The organism is Streptomyces sp. NPDC052721 (assembly GCF_040678315.1).
In the GTDB taxonomy this organism is placed as follows: Bacteria; Actinomycetota; Actinomycetes; order Streptomycetales; family Streptomycetaceae; genus Streptomyces.
On sequence record NZ_JBFATL010000026.1, the window covers coordinates 24,703 to 41,352 of the forward strand.

12 protein-coding genes and 1 pseudogene are annotated in these 16,650 nt (G+C 70.8%); 9 read left to right on the top strand and 4 right to left on the bottom strand.

The features are described from left to right. Nucleotides 1–39 precede the first annotated feature (39 nt). Nucleotides 40–2,925: a vitamin B12-dependent ribonucleotide reductase gene (locus tag AB0L21_RS23835; RefSeq protein ID WP_365786246.1), complete on the top strand. Its 2,886-nt coding sequence runs from the start codon at nucleotides 40–42 to the stop codon at nucleotides 2,923–2,925. Between the two features lie 72 nt (nucleotides 2,926–2,997). Here AB0L21_RS23835 and AB0L21_RS23840 read toward each other — a convergent pair whose 3' ends face one another. Continuing rightward, nucleotides 2,998–3,531 carry a TerD family protein gene (locus tag AB0L21_RS23840; RefSeq protein WP_365705609.1) on the bottom strand — a complete coding sequence of 178 codons (534 nt, stop codon included), beginning with the start codon at nucleotides 3,529–3,531 and terminating at the stop codon, nucleotides 2,998–3,000. Between the two features lie 155 nt (nucleotides 3,532–3,686). Here AB0L21_RS23840 and AB0L21_RS23845 point away from each other — a divergent pair, with 155 nt between their 5' ends. The 3 genes from AB0L21_RS23845 (at nucleotide 3,687) to AB0L21_RS23855 (ending at nucleotide 6,021) form a co-directional block, all read left to right on the top strand. Further along, complete coding sequence (locus tag AB0L21_RS23845; protein ID WP_365705611.1) at nucleotides 3,687–4,292, top strand: YdbC family protein; 606 nt, start codon at nucleotides 3,687–3,689, stop codon at nucleotides 4,290–4,292. 151 nt (nucleotides 4,293–4,443) lie between these two features. Beyond that, nucleotides 4,444–5,103, top strand: coding sequence for a histidine phosphatase family protein (locus AB0L21_RS23850; protein WP_365705613.1), 660 nt, complete (start codon nucleotides 4,444–4,446; stop codon nucleotides 5,101–5,103). 12 nt (nucleotides 5,104–5,115) lie between these two features. Beyond that, complete coding sequence (locus AB0L21_RS23855) at nucleotides 5,116–6,021, top strand: ADP-ribosylglycohydrolase family protein (RefSeq protein ID WP_365705615.1); 906 nt, start codon at nucleotides 5,116–5,118, stop codon at nucleotides 6,019–6,021. A 363-nt stretch (nucleotides 6,022–6,384) separates the two neighbouring features. Here the strand turns inward: AB0L21_RS23855 and AB0L21_RS23860 are convergent, their stop codons facing one another. Further along, a complete protein-coding gene (locus AB0L21_RS23860; RefSeq protein WP_365786248.1) occupies nucleotides 6,385–7,935 on the bottom strand; it encodes an MFS transporter in 1,551 nt (516 codons plus the stop codon). A gap of 182 nt (nucleotides 7,936–8,117) precedes the next feature. Between AB0L21_RS23860 and AB0L21_RS23865 the strand changes: the two genes are divergently transcribed. From AB0L21_RS23865 to AB0L21_RS23875, 3 genes are all read left to right on the top strand, one after another. Then, complete coding sequence (locus AB0L21_RS23865; RefSeq protein ID WP_365705619.1) at nucleotides 8,118–8,741, top strand: TetR/AcrR family transcriptional regulator; 624 nt, start codon at nucleotides 8,118–8,120, stop codon at nucleotides 8,739–8,741. Nucleotides 8,742–8,822: 81 nt separating this feature from the next. Continuing rightward, nucleotides 8,823–9,524: a ribonuclease HII gene (locus tag AB0L21_RS23870; RefSeq protein WP_365705621.1), complete on the top strand. Its 702-nt coding sequence runs from the start codon at nucleotides 8,823–8,825 to the stop codon at nucleotides 9,522–9,524. Between the two features lie 68 nt (nucleotides 9,525–9,592). Beyond that, nucleotides 9,593–10,225, top strand: coding sequence for a hypothetical protein (locus tag AB0L21_RS23875; RefSeq protein ID WP_365705623.1), 633 nt, complete (start codon nucleotides 9,593–9,595; stop codon nucleotides 10,223–10,225). A 578-nt stretch (nucleotides 10,226–10,803) separates the two neighbouring features. Here the strand turns inward: AB0L21_RS23875 and AB0L21_RS23880 are convergent. Further along, a complete protein-coding gene (locus tag AB0L21_RS23880) occupies nucleotides 10,804–11,424 on the bottom strand; it encodes a hypothetical protein (RefSeq protein WP_365705624.1) in 621 nt (206 codons plus the stop codon). A 457-nt stretch (nucleotides 11,425–11,881) separates the two neighbouring features. After that, nucleotides 11,882–14,047 carry a RecQ family ATP-dependent DNA helicase gene (locus AB0L21_RS23885; RefSeq protein WP_365786250.1) on the bottom strand — a complete coding sequence of 722 codons (2,166 nt, stop codon included), beginning with the start codon at nucleotides 14,045–14,047 and terminating at the stop codon, nucleotides 11,882–11,884. A gap of 143 nt (nucleotides 14,048–14,190) precedes the next feature. On the opposite strand from AB0L21_RS23885, the gene AB0L21_RS23890 reads away from it, so the two are divergent. Continuing rightward, entirely contained in the window at nucleotides 14,191–15,753 is a 1,563-nt protein-coding gene (locus tag AB0L21_RS23890; RefSeq protein WP_365786252.1) for a DUF4192 domain-containing protein, read from the top strand. Between the two features lie 157 nt (nucleotides 15,754–15,910). Continuing rightward, nucleotides 15,911–16,628, top strand: a pseudogene (locus AB0L21_RS23895) (glycogen debranching protein); the annotation flags it as partial. Nucleotides 16,629–16,650 lie beyond the last annotated feature (22 nt).

Genomic DNA, 16,650 nt, shown 5'->3' on the forward strand with positions numbered 1-16,650 from the left:
GGGCACTTCAGGGCGTTTTTGCCCGTACAGGGAGGCGGCATGACAGAGACGGCGAGTGGTCCGGCACGAGGTTCCCGAGCCAAGGGCGCCAAGGCCACCAAGGGACTGCGTATCGAGCGCATCCACACCACCCCCGGAGTGCACCCGTACGACGAGGTGTCGTGGGAGCGCCGTGACGTCGTCATGACCAACTGGCGCGACGGCTCGGTCAACTTCGAGCAGCGTGGCGTCGAGTTCCCCGACTTCTGGTCGGTGAACGCGGTCAACATCGTCACCAGCAAGTACTTCCGGGGCGCCGTCGGCACCCCGCAGCGCGAGACCAGCCTCAAGCAGCTGATCGACCGCATCGTGAAGACGTACCGGAAGGCCGGTGAGGACTACAAGTACTTCGCCTCGCCCGCCGACGCCGAGATCTTCGAGCACGAGCTGGCGTACGCCCTCCTGCACCAGATCTTCAGCTTCAACAGCCCCGTCTGGTTCAACGTCGGCACCCCGCAGCCCCAGCAGGTCTCCGCCTGCTTCATCCTGTCCGTCGACGACTCCATGGAGTCGATCCTCGACTGGTACAAGGAAGAGGGCATGATCTTCAAGGGCGGCTCCGGCGCCGGCCTGAACCTCTCCCGCATCCGCTCCTCCAAGGAGCTGCTCTCCTCCGGCGGCAACGCCTCCGGCCCGGTCTCCTTCATGCGCGGCGCCGACGCCTCCGCCGGCACCATCAAGTCCGGTGGTGCCACCCGCCGCGCCGCCAAGATGGTCGTTCTCGACGTCGACCACCCCGACATCGAGGACTTCATCGAGACCAAGGTCAAGGAAGAGGAGAAGATCCGCGTCCTGCGTGACGCGGGCTTCGACATGGACCTGGGCGGCGACGACATCACGTCCGTCCAGTACCAGAACGCCAACAACTCGGTCCGTGTGAACGACGAGTTCATGAAGGCGGTCGAGAACGGCGGCAAGTTCGGCCTGCGCGCCCGTATGACCGGTGAGGTCATCGAAGAGGTCGAGGCCAAGGCCCTGTTCCGCAAGATCGCCGAGGCCGCCTGGGCCTGCGCCGACCCGGGCATCCAGTACGACGACACCATCAACAACTGGCACACCTGCCCCGAGTCCGGCCGGATCACCGCGTCGAACCCGTGCAGCGAGTACATGCACCTGGACAACACGTCCTGCAACCTGGCCTCGCTGAACCTGATGAAGTTCCTGAAGGACGACGGCAAGGGCAACCAGTCCTTCGAGACCGAGCGCTTCCAGAAGGTCGTCGAGCTGGTCATCACCGCGATGGACATCTCGATCTGCTTCGCGGACTTCCCGACCCAGAAGATCGGCGAGAACACGCGCGCGTTCCGCCAGCTCGGCATCGGCTACGCCAACCTCGGCGCCCTGCTGATGGCCACCGGCCACGCCTACGACTCCGACGGCGGCCGCGCCCTGGCCGGCGCCATCACCTCCCTGATGACGGGTACGGCCTACCGCCGCTCCGCCGAGCTGGCCGCGGTCGTCGGCACGTACGACGGCTACGCCCGCAACGCCGACGCCCACAACCGCGTCATGAAGCAGCACGCCGACGCCAACGGCACGGCCGTCCGCATGGACGACCTGGACACCCCGGTGTGGGCCGCCGCCACGGAGGCCTGGCAGGACGTCCTGCGTCTCGGCGAGAAGAACGGTTTCCGTAACTCCCAGGCGTCCGTCCTCGCGCCGACCGGCACCATCGGTCTCGCGATGTCCTGCGACACCACCGGTGTCGAGCCCGACCTGGCGCTGGTGAAGTTCAAGAAGCTGGTCGGCGGCGGTTCGATGCAGATCGTCAACGGCACCGTTCCGCAGGCCCTGCGCCGCCTGGGCTACCAGGAGGAGCAGATCGAGGCGATCGTCGCCCACATCGCCGAGCACGGCAACGTGATCGACGCCCCCGGCCTCAAGCACGAGCACTACGAGGTGTTCGACTGCGCCATGGGCGAGCGCGCCATCTCCCCGATGGGTCACGTCCGCATGATGGCCGCGATCCAGCCGTGGATCTCCGGCGCCATCTCCAAGACGGTCAACATGCCGGAGACGGCGACCGTCGAGGAGGTCGAGGAGATCTACTTCGAGGCCTGGAAGCTGGGCGTCAAGGCGCTCGCGATCTACCGCGACAACTGCAAGGTCGGCCAGCCGCTCTCCGCCAAGAAGAAGGAGACGGAGAAGAAGGCCGAGGAGACCGTGGCCGTCGAGCCCAAGGTCGAGAAGGTCGTCGAGTACCGCCCGGTCCGCAAGCGCCTCCCGAAGGGACGTCCCGGCATCACCACGTCCTTCACCGTCGGCGGCGCCGAGGGCTACATGACCGCCAACTCCTACCCGGACGACGGTCTCGGCGAGGTCTTCCTGAAGATGTCCAAGCAGGGCTCGACCCTCGCGGGCATGATGGACGCCTTCTCCATCGCCGTCTCCGTCGGTCTGCAGTACGGCGTGCCGCTGGAGACGTACGTCTCGAAGTTCACCAACATGCGCTTCGAGCCGGCCGGTATGACGGACGACCCGGACGTGCGGATGGCGCAGTCGATCGTCGACTACATCTTCCGCCGCCTGGCGCTGGACTTCCTGCCCTTCGAGACCCGCTCCGCGCTCGGCATCCACTCCGCCGAGGAGCGTCAGCGGCACCTGGAGACCGGTTCCTACGAGCCGGCCGAGGACGAGGTCGACGTCGAGGGCCTGGCCCAGTCGGCCCCGCGCGCCCAGGAGCTGAAGGCGGTCGCCACGCCGAAGGCAGAGGCCGAGGCGGCCAAGCCCGCGCCGCGGCAGGCGCACACCAGCGCCGAGCTGGTGGAGATGCAGCTGGGCATCCAGGCCGACGCCCCGCTCTGCTTCTCCTGCGGTACGAAGATGCAGCGGGCCGGTTCCTGCTACATCTGCGAGGGCTGCGGCTCGACCAGCGGCTGCAGCTGATGACACACCGTTCCTGAAGTAAGGGGCGCCGGCCCATGGCCGGCGCCCCTTACTCGTACGGCCCCCGGACCCTCAGGACGGGTGTGCCCTGCCCATCACCCGGGTGAAGGTGGCCGGGTCCTCGTCGAAGCCATGCACGCCGGGACGGAACGTCCACTCCTGCGAGCCGTCCCGGACGAACTCGGCGATCGTCGCGGCCGTCGACCCGAGGACCGACGCGAAGCCGTCCTCGGCGAGCACGGTGTACCCCTCACGGATGCGTACGGCGGGATTCAGTACGTGGGCGAACGTCTTGTGCCCGGGCCGCTGTTGGATGACGACACCCACCACCACGCGCGCGTAGCGGTCGCTGAGGCGGTCCAGTTCGAGTGTCATGACCTCGTCCCAGCCGAAGCCCTTGCCGTCCGTGCTGTCGCGGTTGAGGAGGATCGTGCCGTCCGGCGAGCGGCTGTCGAAGTGCACCAGATAGGCCGGATCCCCGTACGGGTCGCCCGACAGGAACGTCGCGGCGACGATGTCCAGATCAGTCGGCGGCCGACCCGCCGGACTGGGGTCCCACTTGAGCGCGACCTCGACCTTGCGGATTCCCTTACTGAAGCCGGTCACCAGGCTTTCCCTTCCCCCTGTGGCTCGGTCGACCCCAACTCCCCATCGGCCGGGGTTCCTTGCCGCCCATCGTCCCACGCGCGCGGGGGCGCGTGCGCGGGCGATCTCCGCCGGAGCGTGACCGACGCCACGCCCGGTGGCCTTACGATGGCGCGGTGCTGGTCAAGTGGATTCGCTGCACCGTGGTGGACCGCCGGGGGTTCGAGCGGGGACAGCGAAAATGGGCGGGGCTTCTGGGGGAGCCGGGTTTTCGGGGACAGGGCGGGGGCTGGAGCCGGCGGCGGGCGGGGGTGGCACACATCTTCACCTTCTGGGAGAGCCGTGCCTTCTACGACTCCTTCATGGCCCGTTCCCACGACCGCCTGGCCGCCGCCCAGTCCGGCACCTTCAAGGACGCCCAGGTCAAGTTGTTCGAGTACCGCTTCGACGTGAAGACGGGCTTCGAGCCCCGGTTCACCGACGCCGATCTGATCCGCGTGGCGCTGTGCCGGGTCCATGAGGAGCGCGTCGAGCACTTCACGCTCATGCAGGAGAAGGTCTGGAATCCCGCGATGGCGGGTTCGCCCGGCATGATCCGCGGCATGTTCGCGGAGGCTCCGGAGCAGGAGTTCCTGATCCTGTCGATGTGGCGGTCGGCGGCCGAACACGGAAAGTACCGCACGGAGCGTGTGGAGCGCCTCGCCCTGCGTGCGCAGACCGAGGCGGACGTCGCGGCGCTCTCCGGCGACATCGTCGACCTGGAGCCGTCCTGGACGGTCTGACGTGGTGGCCCGACAAACCAACGCACTGCTGCAAAACACCCCGCTACGGCGGGTCGGGAATGCGGGCCCCGGACACGGTATGCGTGTGACCTACGCCGTACAGGGCCCCTTTGAGTGCTCGACTCTCCGCGGTTCGAACTAGGGTTTTGGCATGGCACGACCACGGCGCATCGTCCTTGTCCGGCACGGCGAGTCCACGGGCAACGTCGACGACTCCGTGTACGAGCGCGAGCCCGACCACGCCCTCGCGCTGACCGAGCGCGGCTGGCGGCAGGCCGAGGAGACCGGCAAGCGGCTCCGCGAGATCTTCGGCCGGGAACGCGTCAGCGTGTACGTCTCCCCGTACCGCCGCACCCACGAGACGCTCCGCGCCTTCCACCTCGACCCCGATCTCATACGCGTCCGGGAGGAACCCAGACTGCGCGAGCAGGACTGGGGCAACTGGCAGGAGCGCGACGACGTACGCCTGCAGAAGGCCTACCGCGACGCGTACGGCCACTTCTTCTTCCGGTTCCCGCAGGGCGAGTCCGGCGCCGACGTGTACGACCGGGTCGGCGGCTTCCTGGAGAGCCTCTTCCGCAGCTTCGAGGCCCCCGACCACCCGCCGAACGTTCTTCTGGTGACCCACGGGCTGGCGATGCGGCTGTTCTGCATGCGCTGGTTCCACTGGACGGTCGCGGAATTCGAGTCGCTGTCCAACCCCGGGAACGCCGAGATGCGGATGCTCGTTCTGGGAGAGGACGGCCGGTACACACTCGACCGGCCCTTCGAGCGCTGGCGGGAACCGGTGCGGTACTGGGCGAACGGATAGAGTGGCAGGGCGATGACCGCTGACTCCTCTTCCCTCGTACGCCTGGAACGCGCCCTGGCGAGCCTGCGCGGACTGGCCGTGGGGGACGCGCTGGGCTCCCAGTTCTTCGTTCCCGTGAACTACCCCCTGCTGAAGCGCCGCGAGCTGCCCGCGGGCCCCTGGCAGTGGACGGACGACACCGAGATGGCCTGCTCCGTGGTCGCCGTTCTCGCCACCCATCACCGCATCGACCAGGACGCGCTCGCCCGCTCCTTCGCCGAGCACCACGACTTCGACCGGGGCTACGGCCCCGCGGTCAACCGGCTGCTGCGCCTCGTCCGGGAGGGCGAGGACTGGCGCCCGCTGGCCGCCGGGCTCTTCAACGGCCAGGGGTCCTGGGGCAACGGAGCGGCGATGCGGATCGCGCCGCTGGGTGCCTGGTACGCGGGCGACCCCGAGCAGGCGACCCACCAGGCGGAGATCTCGGCCTACACGACGCACCAGCACCGGGAGGCCGTGGTCGGGGCCATGGCCGTGGCCGCGGCGGCAGCCATGGTGGGCTCGCCCGACGGTCCGCCCGCCCCGGAGGCACTGCTCGACGGCGTCATCGCGCTTGTCCCGAAGAGCGCGGTCGGCCAGGGTCTGCGCCGCGCCCGCGACATGCTCGACTACGGCGACGCCGCCACCGTGGCCGCCGTCCTCGGCTGCGGGCGCCGTACGACGGCCCATGACACCGTTCCCTTCGCCCTCTGGTCCGCCGCCCGTTCTCTCGGTGACTTCGCATCGGCGTTCTGGACCACTGCCCAGGCGGGCGGGGACGTCGACACGACCTGCGCGATCGTGGGGGGCGTGCTGGCCGCAGGCAAGGCCGGGAAGCCGCCCGCGGAGTGGGTGCGACACACCGAGGACCTGCCGGACTGGGTGCCCACGGGGGGCTGACGGTCGTCGTCGGATGCCTTCCGCCGGCGTTCCGCTGGTATATGGCGGTGGCGAGCAGAAACTCTCCGTGCGTGTCGGGAACTCTGCGTGACCGTCGCCCGTTCTTCCGGTATCCGCCGTCCAGGCCGTCTGCGGTCGGGGTGCATGCGGAGCCGTGACGAGGAGGAACGGAGGAGTGGGGAGATGGCAATCGTCTCGCCGGTGCCGGTGCCGGTGCCGGAGCTGCTTCCGGCTCTGTTCTTCCTCTTTCTCGGCTTGTCCAGGGCGCTGGTGGCCGTGGTGCGGCCGACCGGATCCCCGCGTGCGCCGTCGGTCCCCCGGCGACGGTCCGGTCGGCCGCGGTATCGCGCGGCTCGGCCTGGATCAGCCGAGGTGCGGTCCCGCCGTGCCCGCGAGGGAGTCGAGGTCGTCCTTGCGCACCCTGAGCACCAGCCAAGCGGTGAGGAACGCGAGCGCGGCCATCGCCGCGGCCGGTATGAAGGCCGTGGAGATGCCATGGGCGAGCACGTCGTGGCCCCAGGGCGCGGGCAGCTGGCGCGTCTTGGCGAACTCCGCCTTCTGCTCCGGCGAGGCGTCGGCGAGGAATTTCGGCAGCTGCTTCTTCGCCTCGTCCGTGCTGGCCGATCCGAAGACGGTCGTCAGGATGGACAGCCCGAGCGAACCGCCGACCTGCTGCATCGCGTTGAGCAGACCGGAAGCCGCTCCCGCCTCGTGGGGGGCGACACCCGACACGGCGGTGACGGTGGCCGTCACGAAGTTCAGGCCCATGCCGAAGCCGAACACCAGCATGGGACCCAGCACCCCGCCCACGTAGGTGCTGTCGGGGCGGATGAAGGTCTGCCAGACCAACCCGATGACCACCAGCGCGGAACCGCCCATCATGAACGGCTTGGGGCCGAGCACCGGCAGGAGGCGCTGGGACAGGCCCGCCCCCACCGCGATCGCGGCGGTCACGGGAAGGAAGGCGAGACCGGCCTTGATGGCGCTGTAGCCGAGCACGTTCTGCACGAACAGCACGATGTAGAAGAACATGCCGAACATCGCCGCGGCCAGGCTCAGCATGATCACGTACGTGCCCCAGCGGTTCCGGTCGGCGAACATCCTGAGCGGGGTGATCGGCTCCTTCGCCCGCATCTCGGTGAAGACGAAGGCGAACAGGAGGACCACTGCCGCGCCGAAGGAGCCCAGGGTGAGGCCGTCCCGCCAGCCGTCCTCCGCGGCGCGTATGAACCCGTACACCAGCGACGCCATGCCGAGCGTGGAGGTCAGCGCGCCGGTGAGGTCGAAGCGTCCGGGATGCCGCTCGGACTCGTTGATGTACAGCGGTGCGAGCGAGGCGATCAGCACACCGATGGGCACGTTGACGAACAGCACCCACCGCCAGTCGAGCCAGTCGGTGAGCATGCCGCCCGCGAGCAGGCCGATGGCGCCACCGCCTGCGGATACGGCGGCGAAGACGCCGAAGGCCCGGTTCCGTTCGGGTCCTTCGGGGAAGGTCGTGGTGATCAGAGCCAGCGAGGTGGGCGATGCGATCGCCCCACCCACGCCCTGCAGGGCCCGTGCGGCCAGCAGTTGCCAGGGTTCCTGGGCCAGACCGCCCAGCAGCGAGGCGAAGGTGAACAGCAGGATGCCGGCCATGAACACCCGGCGGCGGCCGAGGATGTCACCGGCCCGCGCCCCGAGCAGCAGCAGACCTCCGAACGTGAGTGTGTAGGCGCTGACCACCCAAGTCAGGTCCGTGGTGCTGAACTTGAGGGCCTCTTGAATGTGTGGGAGCGCGATATTCACAATCGTCGCGTCGAGTACCACCATGAGTTGGCAAGCCGCGATGACGGTGAGTGCGATACCGGGATGCCCCTCCCGGCGGGCCGCGCCCGGTTTCTGGTCGTCCTTGAGGAGCTGAGAGGTCGTCACTGTGGGTCCCCCATAAAGACTTTAGTGAACGCTCGCGTTCACTTTCGCGTCCACGGTAGTGAGTCCCCGACAGTGAACGCAAGCGTTCACTTAATCGTGCGCCACGTCCCGCGTCCCCCCGTTGCTGCGGCGCGGCGCCACCCCCCGAACCCCCGCTCCCCTTGCATGCTGGAGAAACGCAGATGGTTACCTCGCGCTGGACGGCCGCCCCTGACCGGACGGCTTCACCTCGTCGGCGCGGTGCGGTACTGGAGCGCGCGATCCTGGACGCCACTCTGGAGCAGCTCAGCACGGTCGGCTGGAAGGGGCTGACCATGGAGGGCGTGGCGGCCGGCGCCCAGACAGGCAAGGCCGCGGTCTACCGCCGCTGGCCCTCCAAGGAGGATCTGGTCGCCGACGCCCTGGTGTCCGGACTGCCCCGGGTGGAGAAGGCCCCGGACCTCGGGAGCGTGCGCGAGGACCTGCTCACCCTGTGCCGGCAGGTACGGCAGATCATGTACTCGCGGCCCGGCGTCGCGCTGCGTTCAGTGATTCACGAGTGCGATCACATGCAAGTGGAGCGCTTCGAGAGGGTGATCTTCGGGACTGTGGTGGAGCCGACCGTCAAGCTGCTCCGCGAGGTCATCACTCGTGGAATAGAGCGAGGGGAGGTCCGCTCGGACGCGGCCAACGGATACGTCTTCGATGTCATCCCGGCCATGATGATGTACCGATCGAAGATGTGCGCGAGCGAATGGAGCGATCCGGATCTCGAAGAGATGATCGACCAGTTGATGCTCCCGCTCCTGCGGCCCTACCGGACCTGATCCGCCGCGTCGGCACTCCCGGTGCCGGCCGGACGACCGGGGTGTCGCGAGGCGATCCCCGCGGCGTACGCTAAGGGCGCCATGCCGTACGAACCACCTACTCACACCGTCGAGCGCTCCCTGCGCGCCACGACCGGAGCGAAGGTCATTGCCGGTGTCGACGAGGTGGGGCGCGGCGCCTGGGCCGGGCCCGTCACCGTCTGCGCGGCGATCACCGGACTCCGTCGACCGCCCGAGGGGCTGACAGACTCCAAGCTGCTGACGGTCAAGCGGCGCACGGAACTCGCCCTGACCCTGCAGTCATGGGTGACGGCCTACGCGCTGGGGCATGCTTCCCCGGAGGAGATCGACGACCTGGGGATGACTGCCGCGCTGCGGCTCGCAGCGGTCCGCGCCCTGGACGCCCTGCCGGTCCGCCCCGACGCCGTGATCCTCGACGGGAAGCACGACTACCTGGGCGACCCCTGGCAGGTGCGCACGGTGATCAAGGGTGATCGGTCGTGTGTGGCCGTCGCGGCGGCGTCGGTGATCGCCAAGGTCCAGCGCGACAAAATGATGGCCGAACTGGGTATCGACCATGCAGACTTCGGATTCGCGGACAACGCCGGGTATCCGTCGCCCGTGCACAAGGCCGCACTGGAGGAGTGGGGGCCCACCCCGCACCACCGATTGTCGTGGGCGTATCTTGATGCGTTGCCTCAGTGGCGGCACCTCAAGAAGGTCCGCAGCTGGGCGGACGGAAGCGTTCCGGAAATCGAGGGTCAGCTCGCTCTCGAATTCTGACGGTTCCGCTCGCACTGATGTGCCACCCGGTCATCCGCGCCGCACCAACGTTTGATAAATATCAGCCCATGCCTCTCATTCCCGAGGAGCCTCAGATTCACGAGAGTGCCCAGGGTCCCCGCGCCACTCCGGCCAGCGGCCGTACCGCGCCGACCCCTCGCCCCGTACCCGGCCCCCGCCCCGCGGCTCCGTCCCGCCCCGGTCGTCCCGGCCCTCTGCGGCCCACGCCGCCGGTGCAGCGCACGCCGCGTGACGTGACTCCGGCCAAGCCCGGCCCCTCCGGCCCGGCCGCTCCCGCCGCCACCCCGGCGAGCCCGCAGATCCAGCTCATCCCGGCCTCGGCCGAGGGCGCGCTCGACGCCGCCGAGGAGGCCGTGGACCTGCTCCTGGACTCGGGCCGTGCCCCCGGCGACGTGCTCGTGATCACCACCGGTGCCCAGCACCCGTGGGCCGAGCACGAGCTGTCCTTCGGCGAGACGTCCTACTGGGCGCAGCACGACGCGGGAGACGACGTCTTCTACGCCGATGCCGCCGTGGCCTCCCGCGCCGCGTCCCGCCCGGTGGTCGTCGTGGCCGTCAACGGAGGACCCGCCTCCGCCGCTGCCACCGCCCTTCCGCTGGCCCACTCCCGGGCCGGTGCCCTGCTGATCGTCTGCGGCGACCCGCAGCAGATCAACTCGGTGCTGGGCGCCGGCGTCTGAGCCGCGTCCGGCACCTCAGGTCACCGGGGTGCCGAGGGGGCCGCTCCGGCGGAATCCGCACGGTGCGGCTTTTGGCATGCCCGCGTGCGGGCCGCGGTGGCGCTGCTGACGGAGCGGCTCTCCGAGGGACCCACGGGAGCGGCGCACGGATGACCCGGCCGCCTGATCCGGGTCGTCACAGCGGCGGGCGCATGCCGGGCCGGACGACGCGTTCCGCCTGTGCGGCCGTGAACGAGGCCGAGGCGACCGCGGCGGGGCCGCTCCCGGAGTTGGTCCGGCTGGAATGGATCTCGTACCCCCGGACCAGCGCGCGAGCCCGCGTGTGTTCTCGGCACCGCTCGCGACAGACGACGGCGCGGCTCGGGCAGAGCGCACTGGGCACCGGCTACCGGCTGGCCGTGTGCTTTGCGCAGCCCGGCCGGCCGTTCCGTTTGTGCGGACCGGCTGGTTGTGGTGCTCGTGCAGCCCGGTCGGTGGCGCAGATCGGGCAACCCGGCTGTCGTACCGTTCGCGCCGTTCGTACAGTCCGGTAGGCGGCACGTACCGTCCTACCGCCCGCGCCGCACTGTTCGGCGAACTCAGCGAGCCGCAGCCCGGCGCAGCACCTCGGAGACCGGGCCACCGGTGCGCGGTACGAGCGGTGGGGCCTCCGCCGTGGCGAAGGGCTCAGGCGCCGAGTGCGCGTTGGGCCGGCGTCCGCCGCGCCCCTCGCCGAGCACCTGCCAGCCGTCATGCGTCAGCGTAATGTACGCCCCGCAGCGCAGCCCGTGCAGTGTGCAGGCATCGCGCAGTCCCCACATCCAGGCGCCGTCCTCCTCGGTCCAACGCGCGTCGCCCTCACGGCAGTAGAGCAGGACGGCCGTGCGCACGGGGGTGCGGCGGCGCAGGTCGTGCGGAATCACCCGGCGCAGCTGGGCCAGCAGCGCGTTGCGGAACATCCAGCCGTCGGCGGCGGCCGGACGGCGCGTGAACGAGGCGCTGGCGCGCAGTCGCTCGTCCGGGTCGAGAACCGCCACGATCGCCGTGAGCGGCTTGGGGTGATGGCGGGCATGCAGCCCGCTGACGACCTCACGGGGGTTGCGCAGCAGAGGGATTCCGGCAGCGGCCCACTCGGCCGGCTCGAGCAGGCGACTGGCGGAAGCGGCGGACGTGGACGTCGACAACGAGGCCGCCGAGGACGAGGCGAATCCGAAGGTCACGTTCCTCCCTTCGGCTACGCGCCCACACTGCGGGCGAGGTCGGATTCGGGGGAGCGCGCACCGCAGCGGAGCCCAACCGGATCACGGACGAACCGTGCGGGGAGCGGACCTCAATTCTTCCTGTCGAACTTGGCTGCGGCAACGAGCAATTGGCACCGCCGACTGTTATCTGGTGGTGCGTGGCTTATATCCTTACCCAAAGGTCCGGCTGATGACGCCTGAGGTGCCCGGTCGCCGCCTGCCGGGCCACCGTGAGGGGCTGCGCGGTCGTCCCTGAGCTGTGGAGTCCGGCGGCGGCACGCCGCTCAGCCCGGGGAGGCGAGAGCGGGCGGCGGCACGTCGGTCATCTTCGGATGGCGAGAATCGGTGGCGACGCCTCGCTCCCCCCTGGACGGCGAGACGTCATGGCGGCACGTCGGTCATCCCCGGGCGGCGAGAAGCGGTCGCGACACCTCTGTCACCCCTGAACGGCGAGGACCAGCGGAAGCACTCCGCGCGCCCCGGACTTCCGGAGCAGGCGCGCCGCGACCGCGAGCGTCCAGCCCGTCTCCGTGAAGTCGTCGACCAGCAGCACCGGGCCGTTCGCCTCGGCGAGTGCCGACGCCAGGTCGGGCAGCACCGTCAACGCGCCGTCGAGGACCTTCAGCCGCTGCGCGCTGTTGCTGCGTGGTGAGCGGGGAGCGTCCCCGGCGTACTCCACGGAGCCGAGCAGGGGGAGTCTGCCGACCTCGGCGATCCGGGCGCCCAGGGAGTGGATCAGCCGGGGCCGGCTGCGCGAGGCCACGGTGACGACGCCCACCGGCCGGGGCGGGGCGTCGGACGCACCGGAGGCCCAACCGCCGGGACCTCGGGCCCAGTCGGCCAGGACGTCCACCACAGCATGCGCCACGTCGTCGGGCACCGTGGCGTCCGGCGTCTGGGGCGCGAGCAGCGGACGCAGCCGGTTGCCCCAGCCGATGTCCGACAGCCGCCCCAGCGCCCGCCCGGGGGAGGCCTGTTCCCCGGCCGGGATGCGTCCCTTGAGGTCGATGCCGATGGCCGGGAGGCCGGTCGGCCACATGCGGCGGGGCTCCACTTCCACTCCGGCCCGGCCCAGGTCGCTCCGCGCGGCGTCGAGGGCCGCCGGGGACAGACCGGAGGTGAAGCGCGGTCCGGCACAGTTGTCGCAGCGGCCACAGGGTTTGGCGCCCTCGTCGTCCAGCTGTCGCTGCAGGAACATCATCCGGCACTCGGTGGTGGTCGCGTACTCGCGCATCGCCTGCTGTTCGGCCGCGCGCTGCCGGGCCACCCACGCGTAGCGTTCGGCGTCGTACGACCACGGCTGTCCGGTCGCGATCCAGCCGCCCTTGACGCGGCGCACCGCTCCGTCCACGTCGAGGACCTTCAGCATGGTCTCCAGGCGTGAGCGCCGCAGCTCGACCAGCGGTTCCAGGGCGGGCAGCGACAGGGGCCCGTCCGCCCGGGCGAGGACATCCAGGGTGCGCCGGACCAGATCCTCGGGGGGAAAGGCCAGCGAGGCGAAGTACTGCCAGATCGCCTCGTCCTCCTTGCCCGGCAGCAGCAGCACCTCCGCGTGGTCCACGCCGCGGCCGGCCCTGCCGACCTGCTGGTAGTAGGCGATGGGGGAGGAGGGCGAGCCGAGATGGACCACGAAACCGAGATCCGGCTTGTCGAAGCCCATGCCGAGCGCCGAGGTGGCGACCAGGGCCTTGACGCGGTTGGCGAGCAGGTCGTCCTCGGCCTGCTGCCGTTCCGCGTTCTCCGTCTTGCCCGTGTACGAGGCGACGGCGTGCCCGCGCTGCCGCAGGAAGGCGGTGACCTCCTCGGCGGCGGCCACGGTGAGCGTGTAGACGATGCCGGAGCCCGGCAGGTCGCCCAGATGGTCGGCGAGCCAGGCCATCCGGTGCGCGGCGTCCGGGAGCCGCAGCACGCCGAGGCTCAGACTCTCCCGGTCCAGCGGGCCGCGCAGGACCAGCGCGTCGGACGTGCCGCCCGTGCCGAGCTGCTCGGCGACGTCCGCGGTCACTCGCGCGTTGGCGGTGGCCGTGGTGGCCAGTACGGGGACCCCGGGTGGGAGGTCGCCGAGCATGGTGCGCAGCCGGCGGTAGTCCGGGCGGAAGTCGTGGCCCCAGTCGGAGATGCAGTGGGCCTCGTCCACGACGAGCAGGCCGGTGGCCGCGGACAGCTTGGGCAGGACCTGGTCGCGGAAGTCCGGGTTGTTCAGCCGCTCGGGCGAGACGAGCAACACGTCGACGCCGCCCGCCGCGATCTCGGCCTGGACGGCCTCCCACTCCTCGGTGTTGGCGGAATTGATGGTCCGGGCGTGGATACCGGCCCGGCCGGCGGCATCCACCTGGTTCCGCATGAGCGCGAGCAGCGGCGAGACGATCACCGTGGGCCCGCTTCCTCTGGCCCGCAGCAGCGAGGTCGCCACGAAGTACACCGCGGACTTGCCCCATCCCGTGCGCTGCACGACCAGGGCCCGGCGCCGGTCCGCGACCAGTGCCTCGATCGCCCGCCACTGGTCCTCGCGCAGCCGGGCCGCGCCCGTGGCATCCCCGACGAGCCGGGCGAGGACGGCGTCCGCCTGCGCCCGGAGATCCGCGTTGCTCGTGTGCTCCATGCGTCCCATACAACAGGACGGGACCGACAAACGGGCGGGCCCGGGCCGAGGCTGTGGACAACGCGGGACGGCTTTGTCGTGTCCCTGATTCGACTTATCCACAGGCTCAACCGGAATCTCAAGATCCGCGAGATCGTCGGCGCATGACGAATCACAGCGAAACCACCGGACCCTTCGAGAGCAACGACATCTCGGGGCAGGAGCCGTCGACCGCCCCGGCCGACCACATCACGCCGGTCACGCTGCGCACCCCGGCCGAGCTGGCCGACGCCCTGCCCTACCTCCTCGGCTACCGCCCGGAGGACAGCATGGTGCTCGTCGCCCTGCACGACCACGCGGGCCGCCGAGGCACGTTCGGCGGCCGGGCCCGGCTCGGCATCCCCGCGAACGAGGAGGACTGGGAGGCCGCCGCCCGGCAGCTGGCCCGCGGTCTCGTCACCGGCAGCGAGCGGCGCGGCACCCGGCCCGAGCGGATGGTGGCGTACGTCTGCCAGGAACCGGGCCCGGGAGAGTCCGGCCGGGACGTCAAACGAAGGCTGGAGAGGCTGGCCCACCTGATGCGCACCGAGTGCGGCAACCTCGACGTGCCGGTCATCGAGGCCCTGTGCATCTCCGAAGGCCGTTTCTGGTCGTACTGCTGCCCGGTCAAGGGCTGCTGCCCCGAGGACGGCTCACCGATGGGCCTTCCCGGCACATCCGTGCTCGCCGCGGCAGCCACTTATGCCGGCATCCAGGTGCGCGGCACACTGCGGGAGCTGCGCGCCAGGCTGCAGCCGTGGGAGACCACCGCCGCGCTGGAACAGGAGATCGCCCTGGACGCGGCCGGCATGAGCCTGGTGCCCCGCCTCCTGGACGAGACGGCCCGTCAGGAGGTGGCGGAGGAGACCCTTGACCTGGCCGAGCGGATCATTCGCCGCTACGGCACCGCGGCTTCGGTCTCCGGCACGCATCCTGCGGACGTGCGCGACGACAACCTCCTCGCGGACGACGAGGCGGCCACCTTGATCCTCGGGCTCCAGGACCGTACGACCCGTGACAAGGCCGCCGCCTGGATGGAAGGGGACGAGGCCGGTCCGGCGCTCCGGCTCTGGCGCGCCCTGGCCCGCCGCTGCGTGGGGCCCTACGGCGAGCACGCCGCCGCACCACTGACCCTCGCGGGCTGGGTCGCCTGGTCCATGGGGGATGAACTGGAGGCTCGGGAAGCGCTGGCCATGGCCCTGGCCGCCGATCCCGACTACCTCTTCGCCCGCCTGCTGCACCAGGCCTGCAACGAGGGGCTCGACCCCGAGGTGGTCCGTCGCTGCCTGCGCACGGAGAGCGCGCGGCGCACACCGACGGGCACCACGGAGCGAACGGGCCCGGCACCGCAAACCGCTCTCCCCGAACCCCCGCAGGCCCCGGCCCCGGCACCCGCAGCCGGCATCCAGGCGGACGACCCGAGCGCCGAGCCCCGCTCCCGGACGGGCAGGCAGCGACGACGCCGTGCGCGCAACTCGGACGGCGACGACGGCCGTCAGACGGCCCGCGCGAAGGGAGGCCGACGGAGGCCGACCGACACCCGTCCCCGGCCGTCCGCCACCGAGGCCTCCGGGCCCGGCACCCGCAGCCCGATCACCACGCGCACGCGTGCGGCGGCTACAGGCGACGCCACGACCGGTGGCGCCCCTGCGGACACCGGGCGTCCGCAGCCCGAGGAGAACGGATGAGCGCCGGCCGGTGGGAGCCCGGGCAAGCACCGACCCGTACGGGAACGGCCGCCGGCCCACCGGGCCTGAGCCGAGGCATCTGCGGACACCCCTCGCTGATCCACGTGGCCCTCCCCGGCCTCGCCATACCGGCCGCCGGCCCCGACCCGAGGAATCACGCCAGTCGGCCCAGACGCCGCGGTCGGCCTGCCGGGCCGACTTCTGGGTGGAGGACCGCGGTGGTGGACGCCCGGCCATGGCCCTCACGCCGGACGGCCGACCCGTGCCCCACCTGGCCGCCACCGCCGTCCGCGTCCTCGACAGCGGGCTGCTAGGCGCCGGCATGTTCGCCCCGGGCCTGCTCGGCAAGGTGCACACCGCACACCTCGCCCGGCTGCTCGGCACCCCGCCATGGACGAGGGCCGGGGACTGCGCGGCTCGCCACCAAGGAAGCGGTCCCCAACCCGTTCGGCCACTGGACCGGAGCCGTCCGCGTCCAGGAGACGACAGTCGCGGTCACCGGGCCGGCGGCGGCCGGATACGAGAAGGAAGCGGCCGGACTGCTGAACGGGCTGCTGGAAGCGGCGGAACACTCCGCTCACCGCCTGCCCGAGATGTGCGAGGGCGAACAGCGCTCCGCCGGCACCGCGTCCCGCCGCCTGCCGTCCGGCAGCCAGCGCCGCGGCCTCCGTGGCCCTGCTGCTCACCGCCCTCGCCGGTATCCGTCCCGACGCCCCGCCCGCACGGTCACCCTGCGCCCCGTCCGGACCGCCCCGCTCGGCGAACTGGGACTCAGCGGCCTGCGCGTATCGGGCACCCTCTTCACCGTGCGGATCAGCCGACTGGAACTGGCCATGGTGGAGGAGGCGGCGGACGGTCTGCACCTGGGAGCGTGACACCCACGGACGGGCGGTGACC

Bases quoted from the DNA above. Each gene is read 5' to 3' on its own strand.
- AB0L21_RS23850 (WP_365705613.1), top strand. From the start codon at position 4,444: ATGGCACGACCACGGCGCATCGTCCTTGTCCGGCACGGCGAGTCCACG.
- AB0L21_RS23875 (WP_365705623.1), top strand. From the start codon at position 9,593: ATGCCTCTCATTCCCGAGGAGCCTCAGATTCACGAGAGTGCCCAGGGT.
- AB0L21_RS23835 (WP_365786246.1), top strand. From the start codon at position 40: ATGACAGAGACGGCGAGTGGTCCGGCACGAGGTTCCCGAGCCAAGGGC.
- AB0L21_RS23870 (WP_365705621.1), top strand. From the start codon at position 8,823: ATGCCGTACGAACCACCTACTCACACCGTCGAGCGCTCCCTGCGCGCC.
- AB0L21_RS23890 (WP_365786252.1), top strand. From the start codon at position 14,191: ATGACGAATCACAGCGAAACCACCGGACCCTTCGAGAGCAACGACATC.
- AB0L21_RS23855 (WP_365705615.1), top strand. From the start codon at position 5,116: ATGACCGCTGACTCCTCTTCCCTCGTACGCCTGGAACGCGCCCTGGCG.
- AB0L21_RS23865 (WP_365705619.1), top strand. From the start codon at position 8,118: ATGGTTACCTCGCGCTGGACGGCCGCCCCTGACCGGACGGCTTCACCT.
- AB0L21_RS23885 (WP_365786250.1), bottom strand. From the start codon at position 14,047: ATGGAGCACACGAGCAACGCGGATCTCCGGGCGCAGGCGGACGCCGTC.